Source organism: Geodermatophilus sp. SYSU D00710, from assembly GCF_054050195.1.
The window spans coordinates 1-23,811 of record NZ_JBJGYX010000010.1; the positions used below are offsets into that span (position 1 = coordinate 1).

Sequence of the window (23,811 nt, forward strand, 5' to 3'; positions counted from 1 at the left end):
CCCCGGCGGCGCCCCCCCCCCCCCCCCCCCCCCCCCCCCCCGCCCCCGACCGCCCGCCCCCCCCCCCCCCCCCCCCGCCCCCCCCCCCCCTGACCGGCTGACGACCCCGAGGAGACGCGGCGATGTCGATCACGATGGAGGACCTCCTCCCGGCCGCCGGCGAGCTCGAGCCCTACGGCGACCCCGAGGACGAGTTCTTCGGCGACCAGGAGTACGAGGCGGGGACGTCACCGGCCGCCGAGATCCGGCTCATGGAGCACCTGGCGGCCATGGCGGCGCAGACGGAGTCCGAGTCGGAGGCCGAGGCCTTCCTCGGCGCGCTGCCGGCGCTGGCGGCCAGGCTCGCCCCCGCGGCGGCCCGCTGGGTCCCGGAGCTGACCAAGCGGGCGGTGCAGCTGGGCCGGCAGCTGTGGAACAGCCCGGCGGCCAAGCCCTACGTTCAGGCGCTGCCGCACGTCGTCCGCCGCACCACGGCCGACGTCGCGGGGCGGTACTCGCGCGGCGCGCCGGTGTCCCTGGACCTGGTGAGCCGCCGGTTCGCCCACCACGCCTCCCAGGCGCTGCGGCACCCCGACCGGCGCCGCCGCGTGATCCAGCGGGCCCGCCGGGCGGACCAGGCGTGGATCGCGGAGGCCCGCCGGCGCGCCGCGCAGGCCAACGGCGGGGGACCGGGTCGCCCGCCCGGTGTCCCGCGCCGGTCGATCGTCGTCAACGGGCAGCGCTGGTGCCGGTGCTGAGACGTACCCGGCCGGGTCCAGTCGAGGAGCGTGGTCATGAGCGCGCCAGCCGCAGCGGCGACGCACCGCGGGCGGGGGAGCGACCCCCGCCCGTCGCCGCCGCGGCCGCCCGCGGTCCTCGGCCGGTGGACCAGCGCGCAGGCCCGCAACCTCGAACGCCACGCGCTGGCGCTGCGCCCGTTCACCCGTGAGGAGTTTGGCACCGGACACGCCGCACCCACCCAGGGGCACGTGGAGGCGGTCAACGCGCTCATCACCCGGTTGCGAGAGCCGCTGCTGACGCTCAACCGGCGGGTCGCGGCCCTCGCCTCGCGGGCGCAGGCCGACCCGACCCCGGAGCGGCTGCGGCGACTGGTCGCGGCCGGGGAGGTCGCGCACGAGCACGTGCGGGCGGTGGAGCGGGTCTGGGACTTCTACATGGCGTTCTTCGGCCAGCGGCAGGGCCGGTTCGGCGAGTGGCTGCTCGGCTGCGACCGGATCGCGCTCGACTGCTACCAGGACGCCTTCCTGGGCCTGGGCACCGCCCGGTCGGTCCCGCAGCCGGCGCCGATGTGCTGCATGGAGGCCGGACCCACCCCGGCCACCTTCCGGCGGGACGTCCGGCTGCGGCGGCTGGGGTTCCAGCGCAACCCCTTCCCGCAGATCCAGCTTCCCTACCACCGGCTGGTGAACCCCTGGACGCTGGGCGCGGTCCTCCACGAGGTCAGCCACAACCTGCAGAACGAGCTCGGCCTCGCCCGGGTGGTCCCGGAGACCCTCGAGCGCCGGCTGGTCGAGGCGGGTCACCCGCCCGAGGTCGCGCGGGTGTGGCGGCGGTGGAACCGGGAGACCTTCGCCGACCTGTGCGGCCTGCTCCTGGGCGGTCCCGCCGTCGTCGCCTCGCTGATGGACATCCTGGCCCGCGGACCGGTCAGCGTCTGGACCTACAACCCGACGGCGGTGCACCCGACGCCGTACCTGCGGCTGTTCATCAGCGCCGAGCTGCTGGCGCGGATGGGTTTCCCCGAGGAGGCCGAGGGCTCGCAGCGGGCGTGGCGGCGCACCTACGGCCGGCGTGCGGCGCCGTTCCCGCAGGCGCTGCTGGAGTCGGCCGACGACGCCGTGCGCCTCGTCGTCGACACCATGTGCTTCCGGCAGTACGAGGCCCTCGGCCGCCGGTCGCTGGCCCAGGTGATCCGCTTCGCTCCCAAGGAGCAGCAGATGATCGAGGAGGCCGCGAGTCGCCTGGCCCGGGGGATCGACCCGGGCATCCTCCCGGAGAGGTTCCTCATCGGGGCCGCCCGGCTGGCCTTCGACCGGCGGCTGGCCCCGCCCGAGGTCGTCACCCGCCACTTCTACCGCGACCTCGCACGGCGGTGAGCGCGATGAGTGTCCCGACCGCGCTCGCCGAGCTCACCGAGGGCTGCCGGCAGCTCCGCGCCGAGCTCCGCTCGCTCGGGTTGACACTGGGCGAGGACGCGCCGGCCGACCTGTCGGTCGTGGACCGGCTCGGGCGGGCCGTCGACGACCTCGACGGGCGCGCCGAGGAGGCGTACTACAGCACGCTGCTCGCATCCGAGGCCGCGGAGCGGCTCGACCTGGTCGGCGCCCAGCGCCAGCTGGCGGCGGCGCAGACGGCACTGACCTTGCTCGCCGACCGCTTCCGGGACGACCTCGTCTCCTACGACGCCCTGGAACCGGTCGCCGCGCTGCGGCACCGCGGGGGCGCGTGGCCGGCCTGGGTGCGGGTGGTCCGGCAGGGGATCGACCGCTGCCGGCCGCGGGTCGCCGCGGTCCAGGAGGCGCAGTGCCGGTGCTGGCAGGAGCTCGCCGATCGCGCCCCGGTGGGGCCGGTCTACGTACACACGCCGGGGAGGACGGGATGACGACAGCACCGACGAGCGGCGGTGGCGGTGGTGGTGGCGGTGTCCAGGACTTGGTCAAGGCGCTGCGCGAGCTGCTCGCCTACCCGGTACGGACCGTTCCCACAGCGCCTGCGCGTGACCGGGACGACCGCCGCAGCAGGGACCTGAAGGATTCCGTCGACCAGGCGATCGGCAACGTCCTGGGCTGGCGACGCCGCCCTCCGAAGATCGAGGGCGTCGTCTCGGCGCTCGAGCAGGCGTTCGAGCCGTACGAGCAGCACGGGCGGACGCTCTACCGACACAAGCCCAACATCGCCAGCTTCCACAGTGAGCTCGACGGCGGGGTCGTCGGTGCGCAGGCCAGCCTCCACGTCCGCGCCAAGGAGGCGGTCAACCGGTCGTTGCCTCTGCTGCAGGACCTCAAGGCACTCAGGGAGAACGCGGATGACGACGTAGCGGCCGCCCTCAAGGGGATCATCGAGACGGAGGCCCGGGAGCTGGTCGAGGAGCTGGGCCGGCTCGGCGGCCCGCGTGTTCACCGCGTCAACCAGCTGTGGCGTGTGCTGCTGGGCCCGGTCGTCGTCAGCGGGGGTGACCCCGACCGCATCGGTGGCCAACTCGGGGAGCTCAGGGAGGAACTCGGCCTGTGTCAGGCCGGCTCGGACAGGACGGTGATCAACGCCGCGGAGGAGCGGCAGCTCACCAGCTTCCGCATCGTCGTCGACGACCTCGTGTCGTTGCGTGCCAGTTGGGACCGCGATCAGAAGTTCTTCGGCGGCGCCGACGAGGCTCGATTCCTCGGCATGCGCCTCGTCGTCCTGGAGCGTCGGCTCGCCGTGGTGTCGGGCTCGGTCGACGAACTCCGCTCGGCGCTGGACTCAGTGCTCCTCGACGCGGACGAACGCCGGACCTTCCGGATCCCTTACCCCGCTGGCGCGACGTCCGGTGAAGGGATCTTCCTGGAGGACCTGATCGACTGGACCGAAGACTTCGCGACCCAGGAAGGTCCACGCCTGGTCAAGGACGGCGGCCGGGTCGCCCTTGAGGAAGCCCTGCCTGCGGGAGCCCGTGAGCTGCGCCGCCTCGTCGAGGCGGCCGCCGTCCTGAGCGGAGACGGCAACGGGTTGAGGTTCTCATCGCCGTCGGTCCGGCTGGCGCTGGACGCACTCGAAGAGCAGTTGTTCGACATCGTCCAGGATTCGATCGGCGCGCCGGCCGAAGATCTCACGGCCCAACGAGTGGACGACCAGGACAACGAGATCTACGCCCTCCCGCTCTTTGACGAGGGCGAATCCCACTACCGGAGCGAGCCCGTGTATCTCAAGGCGGGGGAGCAGTTCCGCGTCCGCGTCCATCGTCCAGCCAGCAGAAGGTACTTCCCGCGGAAGGCAAAGCCCCCGTTCTCCCAGCTGATCGTCCATCCGGGGCGTTATGTCGCGACCTTCGACGCTGCCCGCGCAGCGCACGAGCCTGACGACGCCGTCAGGGTGGAGGTGTTCTGATGGCCACCGAGGCGCAGTACCAGGCCCTTCTGGACCGGTTCGCCCAGCTGCGGCAGGAGGCGATCGACCAGCTCGGGGTGGACCTGCTGGACACCCCCCGACTGGCCGACGCGCTCGTCGGCCAGATCGACGACTACATGCAGCAGGCGGAGGAGGCAGACAAGGCCGCACCGATCCCGCCGGACAGCGGCCTGGCCCAGCTGGTCGGGCTCGGCCCGGAGGCGGCGCGGCAGTTCGGGCAGACGCGCATCCCGCAGGGGGTCGAGCACTACGACGAGACGGTCACGTCCGAGCGGATCATCGCGATCGGCGACCTCTACTACATCTACCAGCACGAACGCGTCGGGGTCTTCCGCGTCGTCCGCAAGCTGCGGGAGCTGTTCCGCAACGGCGCCGTCCGGCTGTCGTCCGGCCCGGGCGCCTACGGGCTGTACCAGTTCGACCGGCGCGAGGTCCTGCGCGGGACCCGGTACGAGCGGGCCGCCGCGTACCGGCGGGCGTTCGGCTACGGGGTGAGGACGCCGCAGGGCGACGCCCGCCCGAACCGGGAGTTCCACCCGCTGTTCACGCTGTTCAACCGGCACGTCGCCCAGTACTGGCGGGACAAGCGCATCTCGGACGTGATCCGCGACCGCGCCAACGACCCGACGTTCGGCAGCATCGCCGTCGTCCGGCGGGCCGGCCTCGACCTGCGCAACAACCTGAAGTTCGTGTCCTACGGCAACATCAACGTGCTCCGCGTCGAGGTCATGCAGCTCCTCGAGGAGGCCTTCCGCATCCTCGACGCCGACGACGTCAAGCGCGTCTTCGGGGCGGACAACGCCTGGGACGTCGTGGAGGAGGTCCTGACGCGCTACTTCCATGAGCCGCTGATGACCTCGCCGCGGCAGCGGATGGCGGTCACCGGCCGGGAGATCCTGCGCTGGCTGGCCCAGCCGCACGTGCTGCAGAGCGGCCGCACCGAGTTCGAGGCGCTGTTGCTGCAGGTCGCCGAGGACTCGGAGGAGTGGCTGACCAGCGCCCAGGCGATCGGTGTGGTCGCCGACCGGGCCGCGCCGCAGGTCACCGCCCTGCCGGTGCAGGACCGCCGGCCGCGCCCGGTGGCCCCGGTGCGGTCCGGCCGGCGCCGGGACCTGGCGCTCGGGTAGCCGGGGGAGGAGCATCGTGCGCCAGCAGACGCTGCCGGGGCGGCGGGACCACTGGTACGCCGCCGAGTCCCAGGCGCGGGCCCGGGCGGTGCGCCGGGCCCGGGCCCTCGGGCCGGGGTGGACCGTCGTCCACGATCCCCAGCCGCGGCCGCACTACCACCTCGCCCGGCTGACCCGGCGTGCGGACGGCCGGCTGACGCGACGGCGGGCCGGGACGCGCTGGTTCTACGGCGGACGGTCCCCGTACGTCGACGTCGCGTCCACCGACCGGGCCGAGGAGTCCGAGCCGGGCAGGGGAACGGGAGCGTTACCGGTCGACACGGGGCTCGCGCTCGTGGAGGCGCTCAGCGAGGCCGGGGGCGGCAACACCGTCGAGATCGCCGCATTCGCGTTCGGGGACGCACCACTCCGTCGCGGGTCCCGCGGTCCCGGCGTCGTGGCGCTGCAGAGGGCGCTGACCACCCTCGGCACGCCGCTGACCGCCGACGGCGTCTTCGGCCCCGCCACCGAACGCGCGGTGCGCGACTTCCAGGCGTCGGCCGGCCTCGTCGTCGACGGCGTCGTGGGGTCGGGGACGAGAGCCGCGCTGGCCGGCGCACTGGCTCGTCGAGGCGTCGGGCCGGTCCCGGCGCCCAGACCGGCGGCGGGGTCATTGGCGGTGGCCATCGCGCGCGTCGCCGAGGCGGAACACGCCCGCTGGCGACCCGGAGGGGGTCCGGCGCTGGTGGAGACCGACCGGGCGGCCGGGCCGATCCTGCAGGAGTACTACCGGACCGGGGTCGGCATGGAGGTCCCCCTGGCCCAGCTGGCGCGCGCCGCCTATCAGCAGGGCAATCCGTGGAGCGCCGTGTTCGTCTCCTACGTCATGCGGACCGCCGGTGCCGGAGGGCACTTCGCCTACTCCCGAGCGCACCAGACCTACATCCGCGCTGCTCGGCGCAACCGGCTCGACCGCAACGCCGGCAACCCATTCTGGGCGTACCGGGTCACCGAGATCGCGCCGCAGGTCGGCGACCTCGTCTGCGCCGAACGGAGCAACAGCGGCGCCACCTACGACAACATCGGTGACGCCACGATCCGGGCCACGCACTGCGACATCGTCACCGCCGTCCGGCCGGGGCGGGTGTGCACCATCGGGGGCAACGTGTCGCAGACCGTCGGACACAAGTGGGTCCGCACGCGCCCCGACGGGCGGCTGCAGACCGACGGCAACCAACGGCGTTACTTCGCCGTCATCAGCAGTTCGGGGAGCCGGGCCGTGGCCCGGCCGGCATAGCCGTCCCTTCGGCGCGACCCGTCAGGGACCTGCTCGACGTGTCGTGTCGTTGCTCGCCACGGCGGTAGCGCGGATGGCCGAGGCGGCACCGGCCGGCCTGACGGTCCACGACCGAGGGAGTGGTCCGTGACGGGTGCACCGGGCCGCGCCTCCTCCGGCAAGCGCGAGGGGACGGCCCCGGCGAACCGGGACCGTCCCCGACGGAGCGCTGCTCCCTCAGTAGGTCGTGCAGGTGAGGTAGCCGAGGCCCACCCGCGCGGCCTCGAAGGGATCGAACGTCGGGTCGTCGAAGCGCGGGTCGTGCTCGACGACGAAGTAGCGGGTGCTGCCACCGGCAGCAGCGAAGATCGACGGGAACTCGATGCTGCCGCGGCCCACGATCTCGATCTCCTCGTTGGTCGGGTTGAGGTCCTTGACGTGGAACAGCTGGATCCGGTTGCCGTACTCCTCGATCACATCGACCGGATTGAGCCCGGCGTAGGACACCCAGTAGAGGTCGAGCTGCGAGACGACGTTCTTCGCCTGGGTGTGCTGCATCAGGATGTCGAAGGCGGTGCGGTCGCCGAAGAGGGTCGTGAACTCGAAGTCGTGGTTGTGGATCATCAGCGTCTGGCCGGCCTTGCGGGCCTGCTCGCCGACGGTGTCCAGGTACTCGGCGTAGGCGACCCAGTCAGCCTCGGTCGGCAGCGCTTGGGTCCACGGAGCTCCGGCGCTGCTGCCGGAGCCGAAGTACTTGATGCCGAGGACGCGGTTCTCCTCGAGGATCTGCTCGATGTCCGCTGGGTCGGTGTGCGTGCCGACCTCGACGTGGCGGGCCGACGCCTTGAGGCCGTACTCGTCCAGGACGGCCGCGTACTCCTCGGCGGTCCAGCCGCTCAGCGTGAACGGCTCGACGTTGCGGTAGCCCATCTCCGCGAGCGAGCGCAGGACGTCCTCGTGGCGTGCCTGCGTGTCGGCGTCGGCGCCGAAGCCGATGTAGTCGGCGAAGGTGTACAGCTGGATCGAGATCTTGCTGAGCGGCACGCCGCGGCCGGCGCAGTCGGAGGCACCCTGGGCCTGGGCGGGTGGGGCGGCGCTCGCCGTGCCGGCGAGGCCGACGAACACCAGCGCCGACAGGGCGGCAACGAGGACGGCCCGCAGGCCGGTCGTCAAGTTCATGGAGCTCCCTTGGCTCGTCACGTGGGTGCACGTCATCGCCGCAGGAGCGGTCACCTCAGGTTCAGGGGTGGTTGCTCTGCGTTGACTGTGTGCGGTGCCTCACAACGTAGCGGGACTTACGCGCCTCGCAAAGCAGAAGTTTGCCCAAGGCGGGGCGTAAGGCCTCTGGGCTCCTGAGCGGTGCGGCGATGAACCGCCGCCGTCGCCCTCGCGGACCGGCTGGCGGAGCTCCAGGGCGACGATGCGCCCGTCCGCGGGGCTGGTCACCTCGGCGGTGTGGGGGTCGGCGAGGGCGACGTCGGCGTCGTCCCAGAGGAGCTCGCGCGCCACGAAGGCCGCGGCCACGGCCGCGACGTCGGTGCGCCAGGGCTGCGCGCCCCCGTCCACCGCGTCCTGCAGTGCCTCGGCCTGCTCGGCGGAGAGGCCCTCGCCGGGGATCGCCGTGCCGGGCGGGGGTGCCTCGTCGTCGGGTGCCTCGTCCGTCGGGGACGGCTCGGGGCTCGGGTGGGTCGTGGACGGGGTCGTCGAGGACGTCGCCGCCGGTGGCGTGGTGTCGTCGCCGCCACCACCGCATCCCCCGAGGAGCGCCGCCAGCAGAACGACGAGGAGCGCCACGGCCCGGTCCGGTCGTGGGCCCGCGTGCCGACCGCCGTGCGCCCGGCACCGGACGTGTCCATGGCGTCCTCCGCCGCTGCCCCGGGGACGAGCCTGGATCCGCGCGGTGGGCACCGCCCAGGGCCGTCCGTCGGCGGTCGGTCGGGTCTCTCGCCCTCTCCGCGGTGACCCGGCGCCGGGCAGTCTGGACACGTTCCCCGTGGCGTCGCGGGACACCGGTCGTCTGTCTGCACGGGAGGGGCCATGACCGCCTTGGACGAGCTCCGGCTCGAGACGCGGGTCGCCGAGATGCGGGGCCGGCAGCCGTGTGTCGGCCTCGCGGTGGGCGTGGTGCGGAACGGAGCCCTCGACTCCTTCTGCGCGCACGGACTCGCCGACATCCCGTCACGCACACCGGTCACCGAGGACACCGTCTTCCGCATCGGCTCGATCACCAAGACGGTCACCGCGATCGCGGTGATGCAGCTGGTCGAGCAGGGACGGGTCGACCTGGACGCGCCGGCGAACGACCACCTGCGGGCGTACCGGCTGGTGCCACGGAGGCCCGACTGGCGGCCGGCGACGGTACGCCACCTGCTCACCCACACCGCCGGCATCGCCGAGGAGGTGCCCCGCTCGGCCGCCGTCCGCCGGCAGTACGGCATCGGCTTCCCGCCCGGACGGGTGCCGACGCCGGCCGAGTACTACCGCGGCCGGGTGCGGCTCGACGTCGAGCCGGGCACCCGGTTCCGTTACACCGACCACGGGCCGACGGCGGTCGGGCAGGTCGTCGAGGACGTCACCGGCCTGCCGTTCGACCGGTACGTGCGCGAGCGCGTGTTCGCCCCGCTCGGCATGACCGACTCCGACCTGGTCCTGACCGACCGGCTGCGGCCGCGCGTGGCCACCGGCTACCGGCTGTCGCCGGCCGGCCCCCGACCGGTGCCGCGGCGGGACGCGGTGACCGCCCCGGCCGGCAACGTCTACTCCACCCCGCGGGACATGGCCCGCTACCTGGCGGCGCTGACCGGCGGCGGTGCCAACGCGCACGGCCGGGTGCTCCAGCCCGCGACGCTGGACACGGTGTTCGAGCCGCACTACCGGCCCGATCCGCGGATCCCGGGCATGGGACTGGCGTTCTGGCGGGTCGACGGCCGCGGTCACCGCGTCGTCGAGCACCAGGGCACGATGCCCGGCTTCGACGCGCAGGTCTTCGTCGCACCCGACGACGGCGTCGGTGTCCTGGCGTTCACCAACGGCACCCACCAGGGCCCGTTCTGGCTGCCGGGGGAGATCGGCGGACTGCTCGAGGACCTGCTCGGCATCCCGCACCGCGAGCCGCGCACGGACGTGCCGCAGCACCCGGAGGTCTGGGGGGAGCTGGTCGGCCGGTACCGCGTGCCCGGCCCGGTCACCGACGTGCGGGCGACCGCGTTCCTCGGCGCGGGCCTGGAGGTCTCCGTCCGCCGCGGCCGGCTGTGGGTGCGCTTCCTGACCCCGGTGCCCACGCTGGCCCGGGGCTTCGAGCTGCGTCCGGACGACGAGGCGGACCCCTACGCCTTCCGGCTCGACCTCGGCCTGCCGGGCACCGGCGGCATCCGCGCGGTGTTCGGCCGTGACCCCGCCGGGCGCACGACGGGGCTGGCCCTGGAGATGCAGCCGGTGTGGGCGGAGCGGCGGCCGGGCGCGGTGCCCTCGCGTCGCTGGGCCGAGGTGGCGCTCGCGGCCGCCGGTGCCGCCGTCCTCACGCGGTCGGTGACGAGGCCCCGGCCGGGACGCCGGGCCGCCTGATCAGGGCGCGCGCAGCTCCACCACGATGACCTCCGGCCGGGCACCCACCCGCATGGGCGGTCCCCAGAAGCCGATCCCGGAGGTGACGTACAGCTGGGTGTCGCCGTGCCGGCTGTACCCCTCGACCGCCGGCTGGTCCCACCGGATGCCGTAGTCGAGGGGCCAGAGCTGGCCTCCGTGCGTGTGCCCGGAGAGCTGCAGGTCGACCCCGGCGGCCTCGGACTGCGCGACCGCCACGGGCTGGTGCGCCAGCAGGACCACCGGCGTCGACTCGTCCCGGCCGTCGAGGGCGGCGTCCAGGTCGGTGCGGTGACCGGGAAACCCCGAGTCGGCCGCCGACACGTCGTCGACACCGGCCAGGTCGACGGTCGCGCCGTCGCGGCCGAGGGCCACGCGCTCGTTGCGCAGGGTCCGCACCCCGAGCGTCTCGAGGTGGCGCACCAGGGCCACCGGGTCCGCGTAGTACTCGTGGTTGCCGGTGACGAAGTAGACCCCCTGGGCGGCCACCAGGTCGGCCACGGGAGCGACCTCCTCGCGCAGCCGCGTGAGCTCGCCGTCCACCAGGTCCCCCACGATCGCGACCGCGTCCGGCCGCTGGGCGTCGACCAGCTCGACGACCCGCTCGAAACGCCGCCCCGAGTACGTCGACGAGAGGTGGGCGTCGGAGAAGGTGACCAGGCGGAACCCGTCCAGCGCCGGGTCCAGGCGGGGCAGGGTGATGGGCACCCGCCGGACGACGGGGGCGCTGTTGGCGTCGCGTGCCCCGTTGCCGGCCACGCCGAGTGCCACCGTGCCCGCTGCCACCGCCAGGCCCCGGGTGAGGAACAGGCGCCGGGACTCCTCCGGCGGGCTCTCCGGCCCGCTGGTCGACGTCCGGGCGCCGGGACGACGGCGCCGGCGCAGCCACCAGCCGGCGCCCGCCCTGAGCGGCTCGAGCAGCAGGAGGGCGAGGGTCGCGTAGAACGCGACGCCCAGCCAGCTGTACCCCGCCCACTGCACCGGCACCAGCACGACCGGGGGGTACGGGAGGACGAAGGCGGCGGTGAGCAGGAGCGCCAGCACGGCGAGCAGCACGGTGAGCCCTCGCCGGACCCGGCCCGGGCGGGTGGTGTCCCGCACCAGCCGCCACCACAGGTAGAGGTGCGCCACGAGCACGACGACGAGCGCGACGACGTCGAAGCCGGACAGGCGGACGTCGGGCACGGTGCCTCCCTGGGACCTGCCCCGGGGTCGAGGGAGCGGCAGGGGTCCGGAGGATCCCACGGCAGGGGGCGTCCGGTCTGCGGTGACCGACTGGTCGCCCCGTGACGGTGCGGTGCCGCGCGAGCGGCTGCACCCCGGGTCAGTCGGGGCGCGGGGGACCGACGCCGGGCTCGGCGACGGCCTGGTGCCGTCCCTCGGTCCACTTGGCGTGCTCCTGCGAGACGAGTCCCTCCACCCGCTCGGCCAGGACCTGGTGCCGCTCGAGGCCGCTGTAGGGCCCGGCGCCGGCCAGGAAGAGGAACTGCTCGTGCCGCAGCGACTCGTGCGTGGACCGGTAGAGCACCCAGTTCGTCTGCCACTGGTACAGCTGCTGGACGCCCTCCAGGACAACGACGAGGGCGCCCAGCAGCGCGGTCACCAGGCCCGGTGCCGCGCTCGCCACGGCGACCGGTACGCCGGCGGCCAGGAGGAGCTGGACGATCTTGGTCTGCTTGTACGCGTGCTGGGCCGCCTGGCTCTTGCGGTCGTACCAGGCCAGCTGGTCCTGGAGGCGGTCCCAGGTCGGGTCGGTGCCCGCAGGTGGCTCGCCCGTGTACCGCCGCGGCGGCGCCGGAACGTCGTGGGTCATCCCGCCCCCCTGGTGCTGACGACGCCGTGCTCGGAGGTCCTCCGATGATGGCCTCACCCCGCGCGGTTTCGGCCGTTCGGCGTCGCGGCCTCAGCACCCACCCGGTTCGAGGGCGGGATCGGTGACGTCGATCCGGGCCGCGTCGTCCTCGAGCCGGAGTTGCACGTAGCCGACCGGCTCGCAGGTGACGTCGAAGCCGACGAGCGCGTCGCCGACCGTCTCGGGGTCCACGAACTCCGGGTTCGGCACGAAGCACGTCACCGCGAACTGCCGCTGCCCGACGACGAGGGAGTCGTACCGCCAGTCGCCGTGGTAGGCGCCATCGGGGACCGCGGCCTCCATGCTCGTCGCGAGGACCACCTGCCACGCCTGTCCTCGCGGGCGCCAGCCGGCGGCCTCCACGGTGAAGGACAGCGACCCGCCCTCGACCTCCTCCGTGCCCGTGGGGTCCGGGCTCAGTCCGATCTCGGTCCAGCCGTCGCCGGTCGGTGGCGCGCACGACGCGATCCCCGGCTCCGCCTCGTCGTCGTCCCCACCCTCGTCGGCCGGTCTGGACAGCCACCACGCGCCCCCGCCCAGCCCGAGCAGCAGGACCGCGATGGCGAGCGCCACCCACCAGGGGAAACGCCGCGCGGTCGGCAGCGCCGGCTCACCCCGCAGCGACCGCACCAGGCCGTCGACGTCGCGGTGCCACGTCTCGTCGCGCAGCACCACCGCCTGCCGCTGGGTCAGTCCCTGCAGCGCCTCGGGCAGCTCGGCAGCCGCCGGCAGGGCGGCGCCGCCGACGAGAACCGGGACGACGCGGACGTCGCGGTCCAGCGCCCGGGCGATCTCCAGGCGCACGTAGTCGTCGGGGGCGGACAGCCGGGGGGAGCCCTGCGGGGTCGACGCGGTGAGCCAGCCCGGCCCGATGACCGCCAGGAGCGCGTCACTCCGGTCGAGGGCACCGTCGATCACCGCGGTGTAGTCCTGGCCCGGGGCGATGTCGAGCACGTCCTGGAACACGTTCCTCGGACCGATGCGCTCGTGCAGCGCATCGGCCAGCCGCCCGGCGTACCCGCCGGCGTCACCGCGCCGGTAGCTCAGGAAGATCCGCACCGCACGCCTGCCCTCGCGCGCCCCGGCGGCGCCCGGCCGCCCCCGCAGAGGGTCCCACCGCGGGCACGGCACGGGCAACGAGCGGAGTTCCCGGGCGACCGACCGCCCCGGCGCGGTAGGAAGAGCGGGTGAGCCGCATCAACGACGTCGGTGGGATGGCCGGGTTCCCGGCGATCGTCGAGGAACCGGACGAACCGCCGTTCCACGCCGACTGGGAGGCCCACGTCTTCGCCCTCAACGGCGCGCTGATCAAGCGGGGCGTCTACAACCTCGACGAGTTCCGCGACGCGATCGAGCGGATGCCGCCGGAGGAGTACCTCGCCGCCTCCTACTACGAGCGCTGGTTCACCGCGATCACCACGCTGCTGGCGGAGAAGGGCGTGGCGTCGCCGGACGAGCTGGACGTGCCGCATGACTGACCTCGCTCCCGGTGTGCGGGTGCGGACCCGCACCGCCGACCCCGACGGGCACACCCGGCTGCCCCGGTACGTCCGCGGCGCCGTCGGTGTCCTGGTCGAGGAGGCCGGCCACCACCCGCTGGCCGACGACCGGGCCCGAGGTCGTGCCGGCACGCCCGAGCCGGTGTGGCACGTGCGGTTCGCGGCTGCCGACCTGTTCGGCTCCGGGGACCACACGGTCACCGTGGAGCTGTGGGCCGACTACCTGACCCCGATCGAGGAGTCCGCATGAGCGGCGACCACACCAGCTCGGTGATCTCGGCGCGGGTGCGCCACGTGGAGGCGCTGCTGGAGAGCCGGGGTCTGCTCGACGAGGGCGAGATCGACGGACGGATCGACGAGTTCCTGGCCGGTGGCTCACCGGCCAACGGCGCCCGGATCGCCGCCCGCGCGTGGGTCGACCCGGGCTTCGCCGAGCGGCTGCTCGCCGACGCGAACGACGCGATCCGCGAGGTGGGCCTGTCGATGGCCGGCGGTCTGCAGGAGCAGCGGCTGAAGGTCGTCGCCAACACCGCCGACGAGCACAACGTCGTCGTCTGCACGCTGTGCTCCTGCTACCCGATCGCGCTGCTGGGTCCCTCGCCGGGCTGGTACAAGAGCGAGGCCTACCGCTCGCGGGTGGTGCGCGACCCGCGGAGCGTGCTGCGCGAGTTCGGGCTCGAGCTGCCCGAGCGGACGCGGATCTCGGTGTGGGACGCCAGCGCGGAGTCGCGCTACATGGTGGTGCCGCGCCGTCCCGAGGGCACCGAGGGGCTCTCCGAGGAGCAGCTCGCCGCCCTGGTCACCCGGAAGGGGCTCATCGGGACCGCCGCGGTCTGACGGCGGAGCGGGGCGCTGGAGCGGGTGACGCGGATCGGACCCGTTCAGGAGGTGATCGCGGTCATCCGGATGGAGACGAGGACCCTGGGCAGCTCGACGCCGAGCTTGGCGACGTAACGCGCAGGCGGGTCGGTCGGGAACGCCCGCGCGTACTCCTCGTTGAGGCCGGCGAAGTCCGTCGGGTCGGTCAGCAGGACGCCGACCTCCACGATGTCGGAGCTCGTGGCGCCGCCGGCTTCCAGGACCGCCAGGCAGTTGGCGATGGCCTGGCGGGTCTGCTGCTGGATCGTCTCGCCGACGAGGGCGCCCGTCGCCGGGTCGGTGCCCGTCATCCCGGAGACGTAGACGTGATCCCCGACCCGGACACCCTGGCTGTAGAGGGGCGACTCGGGAGCGCGGTCGGTGCGGATGAGCTGTCGACCCATGCCGGGATCGTCGCAGTGGGCACCAGACGCGACAACGTGTCGCGGTCCTCCACGTGCACGCGGCGAGTGGAGTGACGTCCAGCGACGATCAGCGCTGGTGGTCTGTCGAGGTCGTGGACCAGGTCCGGGTTCCGTGCGATCGGGGGGCTGGTTCATCGTGCGCGGGGGGATCGACTCCGGTGGCGTTGCGCTGCGCATCCGTCGGCTGCCCGGTGCCACCCGCCCCGGAGGGAGGGTGAGCCGCCGCTTGGCGGCAGTCGTCGGACCCAGTTGCGGAGGGCCGGCGAGGTCCGGCCGATCTGTGGCGGCGCGCGCGTGATCAGGCGCCGGACGGCGCCCGGTCCTCCGGTTCGGCCACGATGACGTCCTTCCGGGCCAGGCAGCCGGCCTCGTCGATGCGCTCCCCGGGCGGCGGGCCGGCGGAGCGGCTGAGCACCGCCGCGAGCAGGGTCGTCCGGGAGCCCGCTGGAGGCACGGCCGCGCGCGGCCAGCAGGCCGTCACCACACGGGTCCGGCCTGGTGCCAGGTCGAACTCCGCGGTGGCCGCGGTGGCCGGGAAGAAGTCGGCCGGAAAGGCGGGTTCGTCCGCGGTGGGCGCCATCGCGCGGAAGGTCACCAGGAAGTGCGCCGCCGAGCCCCCACCGGTCCTGTTGTGCACGCGCGCGTGGAACCAGTTGTCCTGACCGGATCTCGGATCCTGATGAGCGGTATCGCCGTCGTGGCGGTTCGCACCCAGAGATCGGGCGAGTCGCGGGCGGCGGCGTCGGCGTGCAACGACAGGTCGGGAACCGGCGCGGGGTCGGTCAGGCCGTAGACGAACCGGTGGAAGGCGTCCACGACCCGGACATCTCCGCTGCGCGCGACCAGGTGCTCCTCGAGCATCGCCGTCGAGATCGGCGGTCGGCCCGCTCGCAGGGCGTAGAGCGAGCGCATGTGGGCGTTGAGCGCCTCAGCGCCCAGCAGGGCAGCGAGGCCCTCGAACAGCGCGCTGCCCGCGGCGTACGCGGTGGAGGGTGTGTGCCGTTGCCACGGGTCGCGCGAGCACAGCTGAACCGGCGGAGCGGTGAGATCCAGCGGGACGGCAGCGGCGGCGCCCTCGTCGTGGAACCGCGTGTACCCCTCGTCCCACCAACCGTCCGCCTGTCCGGCGGGCTTGACGCCGCGGGCGAACCAGCTGTGGAAGACCTCGTGGCCCAGGGCCTCCGGCGACGTCGTCGTGCCGCCCTCGTACTCCATGCCGCCGGTCCCGCGGAAGAAGGCCACGAAGCGGTGGCCGTGCAGATAGCCGCCGTAGTCCTCCTCGTTGGCGACGAGGTGGCCGCGGACCGCATCGATCTGGGCGGGGAGGTCGACGGGCGAGCCGACCGGCCGCCACACCTCGATGGTGACCTCGGCGCCGGTGACCGGCAGGGTCGCCGTCCCGGTGGCGCTCCGGACGGCGTCGGTGGCCCGGATCTCCAGCATCGGGGACACCGAGCTGAACCGGGCCGGGAACGCCACCGTCCAGTGGTTCGGGGCGTTCGTGGTCACGGTGCCGTTGGTGATGAGGGCGTGGGGGACTGCGGTGCCCTCGACGCGGATGTCCAGGTCGAGGGCGTACTGGTCGAATGGCAGGTTGGCCGGCAGCCACGCCTCGAGGTAGCGCGCCCGCCACAGGTCGGACATCCCGAGCGCGAAGGTCAGCCGGCCGCCCGCCGCCCACTCCAGCCGGGGCGGGGAGGAACCGCCCGGTTCGCTGTCCGGGAGCCCCAGGTGGTAGCGCAGGCGCAGCGTGTGCTGCGAACCCGCGGCCTGTAGCGACTCGACGACGCGCAGATCCGTGAAGGCCCCGTGGCCGAAGTCGCGGTGGGCCAGGTGAGCGGCGGGGATGGGCTCGCCGTCCAGCCAGCCCTCGGAGACCGCCTGGCGCAGGTCGAAGAACGGGTTTCCGCCCGTCGGCCCCACGGTGTAGGTCACGGTCGCATCGACCGTGGCCGAACCGGTCGCGGCGTCGAAGATGATCGACGCACTGATCGTGCTGATGTCGATGGGCACGGCCAGCAGGCCGTCGACCCACCGGGGCGGTGGCGCCACCTCCCAGTTGCCGGCCATCTTCGCGTCCCGATCAGCCCTCGAGTTCCGGATCGAGGGTGTAGCGGACTCCTCCGAGCTCCGTCTCGTCTGCGAACAGGCGGAGCTCGATCGACCGGTCGTCCGCGGCCCGGACCTCGTCGATGCCGAAGGAGTCGCCGGGAACCAGGCGCATCTGCACGGTGCGCTTCCCGCCCGGCGCGAGCCGGAACCCCGCCTCGTCCCCCCCGAGGTCCAGCGACCAGCCGCGGGCGGCCAGCAGCTTGGGCAGGGTCGCCTGGAGGCGCATGCGCGCGGGTCGGGTCAGGTTGTTGCCGGCGACGAAGACCGCATCGGCCAGGGACGCGACGAGGGACTCGGGACCCCCGCCGCCGGGCACGATGACGACGTTGCGCTGGCCCACGTTGTTGTCGTTGGGCACCAACCGCCACTCCTGGACGGACTCCGTTCCGGTGAAGTGCACGACGTTGCTCGGGTCCCCGTCCGTCGAGGCGATGATCAGCGCGCAGTCGTGACCGTGCACGTTCTCGTTGGGCACCCACTCGAACGGGCCGACGACGACTCCCGTCCCGCCGCCGGCCGCGACGCCGGACACCGTGAGGCCGGTGGCGGGTGACATGGCGGTGAAGTCGTTCGGCCAGGTGAGCCCGGCGCCCGGCAGGCAGTGATAGCCCCGGACCGTCACGGGCCCGGAGTCGGACGTCCCGCGGTTGTCGATCCTCGCGTAGAAGAAGTTCGTCGCGCCCGCGACGGCGTTCTGGTGGCCCGGCAGCCCGTCGGCGGCCTGGCGGTTCCACATCGACTGGTTGTCCCAGTACACCTGCTGGAACGGGTACTCGCCCGCCCGGCCGTCGTCCACGTAGACGTCGACGGCCGGGGGCTGGCCACCATACGAGCCCTGCTTCTCGAACGCCCACCGGATCACCTTGTTGTAGGCGCCGCCGGAGAGGCCCTCGGAGATCCAGTTCTCCAGGTCGGCCTCCTGCAACTCCTCGCACCACAACTGCGCGTCGCCGGGATTGGTGCCGGGGGTGAGCTGCCCGATGGCGCGGAGGATGAGGTAGGTGGCGACGCGGGACGCGAACCGCCGCCGGCCGACGTCCGGGTGGTCGCCGCCGATGGAGCGGTAGAGCCGGAAGTGGCAGGTCGCCAGGATCTGCTCGCTGCCGTAGCCCCCGTCGTCCTCGGGCCCGCCCCACAGCCAGGTGCGGTCGAAGCGGCGCACCAAGGAGGGCCGGAACGGCGCGTAGCGGAACCGGTCGGCCGTCCCCCGCAGTGCCGACTCGGGGTCCATCTGCAGCGCGGCCAGGCCGTCGCCGGCGCTGTGGGCGAAGCCGAACGTGCCGCTGCCCACGTGGTCGCCGAGCGTCCCGTGGCCGCCCATCTCGTGCCAGTGGACCCACGGGTCCACTGCCCGGCCCAGCGGCTGCGCGGTGTTGGACACGTCGCACAGGGCGTAGCACTGGTGGCCCGTTCCGCCGCTGCCGTTCGGGGCCCAGTGGGCGTTGATCTCGACGCCGTCCGACGTGGAGATCCTGCCCCTGTGGTCGATGGGCGTGGGGAAGGTGGTCCCGTCGAAGTAGGTGGCGATCGGGAAACCCAGGTCGGCGATCCGGCGGAACAGCTGGGTCTGGTGGTAGTAGGCGTTGACCGCCGCGAAGTCGTTGGTCCTGGGCGCGAAGTCGAAGTCGACTCCCGGCGGGCGGGTCGGGGCGGGCACTGCCGGGTTCTCGACGTCCCTGATCACCACGTAGGTGCCCCGCAGGCGTTGGGTGCCCGCGACCGGCGCGTCGAGGTCCTGGAGGACCTCGACCGAGTCGTGCTTCTCCAGGATCGCGTCGCCGTCGCCCGCGTCGACGCTGAGGTCGCCGCTGCCCACGTGCGGGTCGACCCGGAACACCAGGCCGTTGACGAAGCAGGTCTGGCACTCGATGTAGAGGATGGAGTCGGTCTCGACCTCGACGAGCATCAACCACACGAGCTCGCCGTACTCCGGGAGGTCGTGCCGGAAGACCATCTCCGCGCACAGGTAGGTGCGGTCGGGCTGGATCGACTCGTGGACCGGGGGGATGTCCGGGAACGGTGGCGGGTCACCCTCCGGAGCCGCGGGGGGCTCCTCGTCCGCCGGGGCCGTCCCCCGCCCGCTGCCGGGTTGGGGCCGGCCGGCGAAGCGCCGCTGCGGGTCGTAGCGGTAGGCCACGAGGCGCCCGTTCACCAGGCCGGTCGCCGGGGTGTCGTCGTCCCGCGCCGGGGGATCCTCGTCAGCGAGGCCGAGGATGCGCCGGACCACCCGGGCCGCCTCCGTCACCTCGGCGGGGAGGTCGGTGGCCTCTCCTGCCTCGCGCTCGGCCCGCGGGAGGAAACCGGCGCCGTCCCGGAAGAGGTCGCGGTAGAACGCGATCCGCTCAGCGCTCGGCAACGAGCCCTCCAGGCCGGGGTCCGTGTTGTTGGTGACCCCGACGACCCGGTTCGGCCCCTGCTTCACCTTGACCGAGATCCCGTGGCGGAACACGGGCACGTCGAAGAAGGTCTGCGTGAAGCTCACCGTGGTTGCGTCGAAGAGCGTCTTCTCGTCCTCCAGGCGGTAGTCCACACCGGTGTCCTCCGGCGCCTCGTCCTGGGCCGGTACGTGGAGGTTGTCCATCAGGTCACCGGCGAGCCCCAGGACGTCGGCCATGTCCCGCAGATAGGCGCTCGCTGCGTCGACCGGGATGTTGTGCTCGCTGACGCTCAGCTCCTGGCTGTGTCTGATGTGCCTGACGTTGCCGTCGTCGTCGGCGGTGACGTGACCTCTGACCGAGTCGTCGTAGTAGGTCGTCATGCGATTCCTCCACCGGCATCCGGTCAGCAGGCACGGAGGAGTCTCGGGTGCCTCGGTTCGGCCGGGCGATACGCACCACTGCGTATCCGCCCGGCGGTGGTGGCTCTTGCCCCCGCACACCGGTCTCCCACAGCATCCCCGTCGACACCCGGCGACGGCCGCGGCGGGCCGCCGCCCGGGGACGATGAGACAGCCACCGTCGACGACATGTCATCCCGCTCGGGTGGGGTCCGGAGGTCGCAGCGATGCCGAACGGTTCACTCCGAGAGAACGGTGACGTCGAGGAACTCGGCGACCGCTCCATGAGGGTCCGCGGGAGCTATGCACTCCCGCGGTCGGACGCGGCCTCGGACGCAGCCGACGAGGTGAAGCAGTTCCTCGTCGACCACGCGGAGGAGCTCCGGATACCGGCCGCCGAGGCACTGGCCGAGGTGCAGAGCGCGACGACACCGCTCGGACGGGTCGTCCGGTACCAGCAGCAGCTCGACGGGCTGCCGGTCCTGGAGACCGAGATCCTCGTTGCGACGAACGCGGAGCAGGACCGGGTCGTCCAGATCGACCTCGATCGGGAGCCCGAACTGCAGGCGACCGGTCCGGGGGATCGGGCGGTCACCGCCGAGGAGGCCCAGCGAGCTGCCCTCGAGGCGCTGGAGCACCCCTCGCTCCGGATCGACCCGCCGGCGCCGACCGAGGCCTACCGGCCGGGGGAGGACGGCCTGCGCCGGGTCTTCGTCGTCCTGGTGCCCACCCGCAACCCGCCGCACGACTGGCGGGTCGTCGTCGACGCCGCCACGGGCGAGGTGCTCGACCGGGAGGACCTGATCACGTACGTCGACGGGTCGGGTCTGGTCTTCGACCCCAACCCCGTCGTGACCGCCCGGGACGCCGGGCTCCGGGATCCCGATGCCACCACCAGCGGGTGCGGCTTCCCCGGCAGCTCCCGCTCGCAGGTCGACGCGGAGCGGCAGACCCGCCCGCTGCGGGAGATCACCTTCGATGCGACCGTCGGCCGGCACCGGCTGGTCGGGCCCTTCGCCGCCATACGGAACTTCTCCGCACCGAACACCCTCCTCCCCGAGGAGGCTGATGCCGACGCCTTCGCCTACTCCAGCGGGGACGAACGCTTCGAGGCGGTCAACGTCTACTACGCGATCGACACGTTCCAGCGCTACCTGCAGGACGGCGGTCGCGGACCGCGGATCACCACCGCCCGCAACTCGCAGATCCCGTGCGATCCGCACGACGAGAGCGTGGGGGCCGCGTTCTACTCGCCGATCGACAAGGGCCTGCACTTCTCCAACTCCGGCCCCTGCAGGCCCGACCGGGCCGAGGACGCGCACGTGATGGTGCACGAGTACGGCCACGCGATCCAGGACGACCAGGTACCCGGGTGGGGGGTCCGGAACCCGATCACCCAGCGGCGCGAGACCCGCGCGATGGGGGAGGGCTACGGGGACATGGCCGCGTGCATCTTCTTCGCCGAGCACGACTTCATGCGCGAGGTCTTCGAGCCGTGGATCTTCGGCGACCGGGGTGGGTTGCGGCGGGTCGACGGGACGAAGGTGTACCCCGACGACTGGACCGACCGGGAGCACGCGGACGGGGAGATCTGGTCCGCTGCGCTGTGGAACGTCTACCGGTCGGTCGGGGGCGACTCCTCCGTCTCGGCGGAGCGCGTCGCTGCCGGCGATGCCGTGATCAAGACCGTCACGCTGTCCCACCACCTGCTCGTCGCCTCGTCGAGCATGCCCGACGGTGCCGAGGCGGTGATGCGTACCGACGCGGCCCTGCCCGAGTACCGCGGCCGGCATCTGATGGCCATGCTCGAGAGTTTCCACGCGCGCGGCCTGCTGGTCTGCGATCCGGCCGCCGACCTCCGGATCGGCGACGGGTCGCCGACGACGAGCTCGGCGGACCTGTGGATGCGCCAGGCCGACGACGGCGGAACGGCACACCAGCCAGCGCTGCCCGGCCAGGACGCGTTCTGCTACGCCCGGGTCCGCAACGCGGGGACGGCGAGCGCGCGAGCGTTCGTGGTCGCCTTCGCGATCCAACCGGTGGCGGGAACGGACTTCAGCTACCCCGTCGACTTCCTGCCGCCGCTGTCCGCCGCGTGCGGTTTCACCCTGCCGCCAGGGGCGGACGTCGTCGTCAGGGCGAGGGTGCCGGCGCCGGCCGTGCCCCCGGCGGGCACGCAGGCGCGTCTGCTGGCGTCGGTCTACACGCCGACGGACGAGGCCACGCCCGGTTCGCACGTCGGGGAGCACGACAACCTCGCCCAGCGAGACCTCGCGTCGGCTCCGGTCGCGTCGGTAGGCCGCTGAGACGCCGGCGCGGGCTCCTGTCGGGCCCATGTCCCACGTCCCTGCGCGCCGCCTCGACATCCTGGGGTCGAGTCGCGATCAGACCCTCGGCCCTGGCGCAGGACCGTGGACAGCCGGTCGCAACACCCGAGCTCCCTGTAGGCGTGCTCGAGGTGCTCGTTCACGGTCGGCCCGCCCCGGGTGACGCGTCGGTGACGCGTCGGCGACTACACCCGTGCGTGGATCCGTCCGTGGCGTAACGGGTCCTCCGGGCGTGCCCCTGTCACGCGGCCGCCGGGACACCAGGAGGGGACATGAGCCGGAACCTCGTCATCTGCCTCGACGGCACGCGCAACGAGCCGGAGTCCGGGGCGACCAATGTCGCGCGGCTGTACGACCTCGCGGAGAAGGACGCAGCGCAGGTCGTCTACTACGACCCCGGCGTCGGCACGATGGGGGACCGCAGCGCCACGACCTCGCTCGGGCGGTCGTTCACCCGCGTGAGCGGGCTCGTCATCGGTCACGGCGTCAAGGAGAACGTCGAGGAGGCCTACCGCTTCCTCATGCACACCTACCGACCCGGCGACCGCGTCTTCGTCTTCGGCTTCAGCCGCGGGGCGTACACAGCGCGCGCACTGGTGGGGATGCTGCGGACGGTCGGCCTGCTGCGCCCCAGCGCCGACAACCTGGTGCCCTACGCCCTGAAGCTCTACGCCCGACCGGGCGAGCGCGACCAGAGCCAGGCCGCCGAGCAGGCGTTCTGGCGTCAGCGGTCGGAGTTCACCCGTCGGTTCGGCAATCCGGACTTCCCCGAGCCGTTCAGCCCGCAGATCGACTTCCTCGGCGTCTGGGACACCGTCAAGAGCGTCGGCTGGCTCAACTGGAAGGCGCAGTACGAGCAGGCGCACTGGCCGTTCACCCGCAAGGTGTCCAACGTCCGGTGCGGCCGGCACGCCCTCGCCATCGACGAGCGCCGGCGCCCGTACGCCGAGTACCGCTTCGACGAGCGGGAGGTCGCCGCTGCCGGGGACCGGCTGAGGGAGATGTGGTTCGCGGGCGTGCACAGCGATGTCGGCGGTGTGTTCCTGGACGACCACCGGCTCTCCGACATCGCCCTGAAGTGGATGACGGACGAGGCCGCGGCGGCAGGGCTGCGCGTCGACGGGAAGGCCTACGTGGACATCCTGGGCGTTCCGCCGGGACAGGACCTCCCTCGCGACCTCGCGCGGGGGAGGGTGCACACGAACGGGATCGGCTGGGCGGTGCTCGGCGGCGGCTGGCACCGGCGCCCGATCCGTCCCGGCGACGAGATCCACCCGAGCGTCCTGGACCGGATCGAGCTGACCAGGAACGGCGAGGACCGCTACGGACCGCGGTTGCCCGAACCGGCGCCGGCCCCCCGGCTGGTGACGCCGACCTGAGGTCGGGACCGCGGTAGAGGTCGGCATCGAGGCGAGGAGACAGCGCCATGCCCGACGTCCACGGCCGCACGGCCGGACGGGCCGCGGCGAGCGGCGTGGCCGGCCGCGCCGTCCGGGTGTCCTCCGAGTACGTCCCCGGGCTCGCACGTTGCTCGTTCACGGCCGCGACCCGTCCGCCGTGCGCACCGGGCCCTGCAGGGTCGTGCACTGCGACGACCGTGGCCGGCTGCTGGCCCTCCTGCGCGGCGACGCAGCGGAGCAGGTCCTCGTCGTCGGTTCCTCCCACCAGCCCGTACGACCGGCCCGGCTACTCGACCAGGCATCCCGCCTTGAGCGGCGGGGGCCGGCAGGAGCGCTTGAACACCGACGCGCACCGGTACGGGGGCTACGGCGTCGGCAACCGAGGGGACACGTTGCGAGCCGCGGGTGACCGGCTCGAGCTCGTCGTCCCCGCGAGCGGCGTCGTCGTGCTCCGCCGCGTGCCCTGACGAAGGAGGGACCCGTGCTCGCTGCTG

General features: G+C 73.2%; 22 protein-coding genes. 13 read left to right on the plus strand and 9 right to left on the minus strand.

Annotated elements, in window-relative coordinates:
* Positions 1-122: 122 nt before the first annotated feature.
* The 6 genes from ACI78U_RS06650 to ACI78U_RS06675 are packed head-to-tail and all read left to right on the plus strand — an operon-like array spanning position 123 to position 6,507.
* Entirely contained in the window at positions 123-737 is a 615-nt protein-coding gene (locus ACI78U_RS06650; protein ID WP_456874498.1) for a hypothetical protein, read from the plus strand.
* Positions 738-773: 36 nt separating this feature from the next.
* Positions 774-2,096, plus strand: coding sequence for a hypothetical protein (locus ACI78U_RS06655; protein WP_456874499.1), 1,323 nt, complete (start codon positions 774-776; stop codon positions 2,094-2,096).
* Positions 2,097-2,101: 5 nt separating this feature from the next.
* Positions 2,102-2,602: a hypothetical protein gene (locus ACI78U_RS06660; RefSeq protein WP_456874500.1), complete on the plus strand. Its 501-nt coding sequence runs from the start codon at positions 2,102-2,104 to the stop codon at positions 2,600-2,602.
* Complete coding sequence (locus tag ACI78U_RS06665; protein ID WP_456874501.1) at positions 2,599-4,083, plus strand: hypothetical protein; 1,485 nt, start codon at positions 2,599-2,601, stop codon at positions 4,081-4,083. Before ACI78U_RS06660 ends, ACI78U_RS06665 begins: the two co-directional genes overlap by 4 nt.
* On the plus strand, positions 4,083-5,231 hold the full coding sequence (locus tag ACI78U_RS06670) for a hypothetical protein (RefSeq protein WP_456874502.1): 1,149 nt from the start codon (positions 4,083-4,085) through the stop codon (positions 5,229-5,231). Before ACI78U_RS06665 ends, ACI78U_RS06670 begins: the two co-directional genes overlap by 1 nt.
* Before the next feature lie 16 nt (positions 5,232-5,247).
* Positions 5,248-6,507, plus strand: a complete 1,260-nt coding sequence (locus ACI78U_RS06675) for a DUF2272 domain-containing protein (protein WP_456874503.1) — start codon at positions 5,248-5,250, stop codon at positions 6,505-6,507.
* Between the two features lie 216 nt (positions 6,508-6,723).
* Here the strand turns inward: ACI78U_RS06675 and ACI78U_RS06680 are convergent, their stop codons facing one another.
* Together ACI78U_RS06680 and ACI78U_RS06685 are read right to left on the minus strand one after the other, a co-directional pair.
* Entirely contained in the window at positions 6,724-7,665 is a 942-nt protein-coding gene (locus tag ACI78U_RS06680; protein WP_456874504.1) for a sugar phosphate isomerase/epimerase family protein, read from the minus strand.
* 99 nt (positions 7,666-7,764) lie between these two features.
* Positions 7,765-8,280 (minus strand): hypothetical protein, encoded by a 516-nt coding sequence (locus ACI78U_RS06685; RefSeq protein WP_456874505.1) that lies wholly within the window; start codon positions 8,278-8,280, stop codon positions 7,765-7,767.
* A gap of 243 nt (positions 8,281-8,523) precedes the next feature.
* Between ACI78U_RS06685 and ACI78U_RS06690 the strand changes: the two genes are divergently transcribed.
* Positions 8,524-10,050, plus strand: a complete 1,527-nt coding sequence (locus ACI78U_RS06690) for a serine hydrolase domain-containing protein (protein ID WP_456874506.1) — start codon at positions 8,524-8,526, stop codon at positions 10,048-10,050.
* Here the strand turns inward: ACI78U_RS06690 and ACI78U_RS06695 are convergent, their stop codons facing one another.
* The 3 genes from ACI78U_RS06695 to ACI78U_RS06705 all read right to left on the minus strand — a co-directional run bounded on the left by ACI78U_RS06695 (position 10,051) and on the right by ACI78U_RS06705 (position 12,979).
* Positions 10,051-11,253 carry a metallophosphoesterase gene (locus ACI78U_RS06695; RefSeq protein WP_456874507.1) on the minus strand — a complete coding sequence of 401 codons (1,203 nt, stop codon included), beginning with the start codon at positions 11,251-11,253 and terminating at the stop codon, positions 10,051-10,053.
* A 139-nt stretch (positions 11,254-11,392) separates the two neighbouring features.
* On the minus strand, positions 11,393-11,881 hold the full coding sequence (locus ACI78U_RS06700; protein WP_456874508.1) for a DUF4231 domain-containing protein: 489 nt from the start codon (positions 11,879-11,881) through the stop codon (positions 11,393-11,395).
* Positions 11,882-11,971: 90 nt separating this feature from the next.
* Positions 11,972-12,979, minus strand: coding sequence for a toll/interleukin-1 receptor domain-containing protein (locus ACI78U_RS06705; RefSeq protein ID WP_456874509.1), 1,008 nt, complete (start codon positions 12,977-12,979; stop codon positions 11,972-11,974).
* A 128-nt stretch (positions 12,980-13,107) separates the two neighbouring features.
* Here ACI78U_RS06705 and ACI78U_RS06710 point away from each other — a divergent pair, with 128 nt between their 5' ends.
* From ACI78U_RS06710 to ACI78U_RS06720, 3 genes are read left to right on the plus strand one after another with little or no spacing between them, the layout of a single operon-like run.
* Positions 13,108-13,398 (plus strand): hypothetical protein, encoded by a 291-nt coding sequence (locus tag ACI78U_RS06710; protein ID WP_456874510.1) that lies wholly within the window; start codon positions 13,108-13,110, stop codon positions 13,396-13,398.
* Positions 13,391-13,669, plus strand: a complete 279-nt coding sequence (locus tag ACI78U_RS06715; RefSeq protein WP_456874511.1) for an SH3-like domain-containing protein — start codon at positions 13,391-13,393, stop codon at positions 13,667-13,669. Before ACI78U_RS06710 ends, ACI78U_RS06715 begins: the two co-directional genes overlap by 8 nt.
* Positions 13,666-14,256, plus strand: a complete 591-nt coding sequence (locus ACI78U_RS06720) for a nitrile hydratase subunit alpha (RefSeq protein WP_456874512.1) — start codon at positions 13,666-13,668, stop codon at positions 14,254-14,256. The genes ACI78U_RS06715 and ACI78U_RS06720 overlap by 4 nt, the downstream gene beginning before the upstream one ends.
* A 44-nt stretch (positions 14,257-14,300) precedes the next feature.
* Here ACI78U_RS06720 and ACI78U_RS06725 read toward each other — a convergent pair whose 3' ends face one another.
* The 4 genes from ACI78U_RS06725 to ACI78U_RS06740 all read right to left on the minus strand — a co-directional run bounded on the left by ACI78U_RS06725 (position 14,301) and on the right by ACI78U_RS06740 (position 19,572).
* Positions 14,301-14,681: a RidA family protein gene (locus ACI78U_RS06725; RefSeq protein WP_456874513.1), complete on the minus strand. Its 381-nt coding sequence runs from the start codon at positions 14,679-14,681 to the stop codon at positions 14,301-14,303.
* Between the two features lie 319 nt (positions 14,682-15,000).
* Positions 15,001-15,282, minus strand: coding sequence for a hypothetical protein (locus tag ACI78U_RS06730; protein WP_456874514.1), 282 nt, complete (start codon positions 15,280-15,282; stop codon positions 15,001-15,003).
* Positions 15,283-15,293: 11 nt separating this feature from the next.
* Positions 15,294-16,772, minus strand: coding sequence for a hypothetical protein (locus tag ACI78U_RS06735; RefSeq protein WP_456874515.1), 1,479 nt, complete (start codon positions 16,770-16,772; stop codon positions 15,294-15,296).
* A gap of 13 nt (positions 16,773-16,785) precedes the next feature.
* Positions 16,786-19,572: a hypothetical protein gene (locus ACI78U_RS06740; RefSeq protein ID WP_456874516.1), complete on the minus strand. Its 2,787-nt coding sequence runs from the start codon at positions 19,570-19,572 to the stop codon at positions 16,786-16,788.
* Between the two features lie 365 nt (positions 19,573-19,937).
* On the opposite strand from ACI78U_RS06740, the gene ACI78U_RS06745 reads away from it, so the two are divergent.
* The 3 genes from ACI78U_RS06745 to ACI78U_RS06755 all read left to right on the plus strand — a co-directional run bounded on the left by ACI78U_RS06745 (position 19,938) and on the right by ACI78U_RS06755 (position 23,784).
* Positions 19,938-21,896, plus strand: a complete 1,959-nt coding sequence (locus tag ACI78U_RS06745) for a M36 family metallopeptidase (RefSeq protein WP_456874517.1) — start codon at positions 19,938-19,940, stop codon at positions 21,894-21,896.
* Positions 21,897-22,189: 293 nt separating this feature from the next.
* A complete protein-coding gene (locus tag ACI78U_RS06750) occupies positions 22,190-23,296 on the plus strand; it encodes a DUF2235 domain-containing protein (protein ID WP_456874518.1) in 1,107 nt (368 codons plus the stop codon).
* Positions 23,297-23,652: 356 nt separating this feature from the next.
* A complete protein-coding gene (locus ACI78U_RS06755) occupies positions 23,653-23,784 on the plus strand; it encodes a hypothetical protein (RefSeq protein ID WP_456874519.1) in 132 nt (43 codons plus the stop codon).
* The last annotated feature ends 27 nt before the right edge of the window (positions 23,785-23,811 follow it).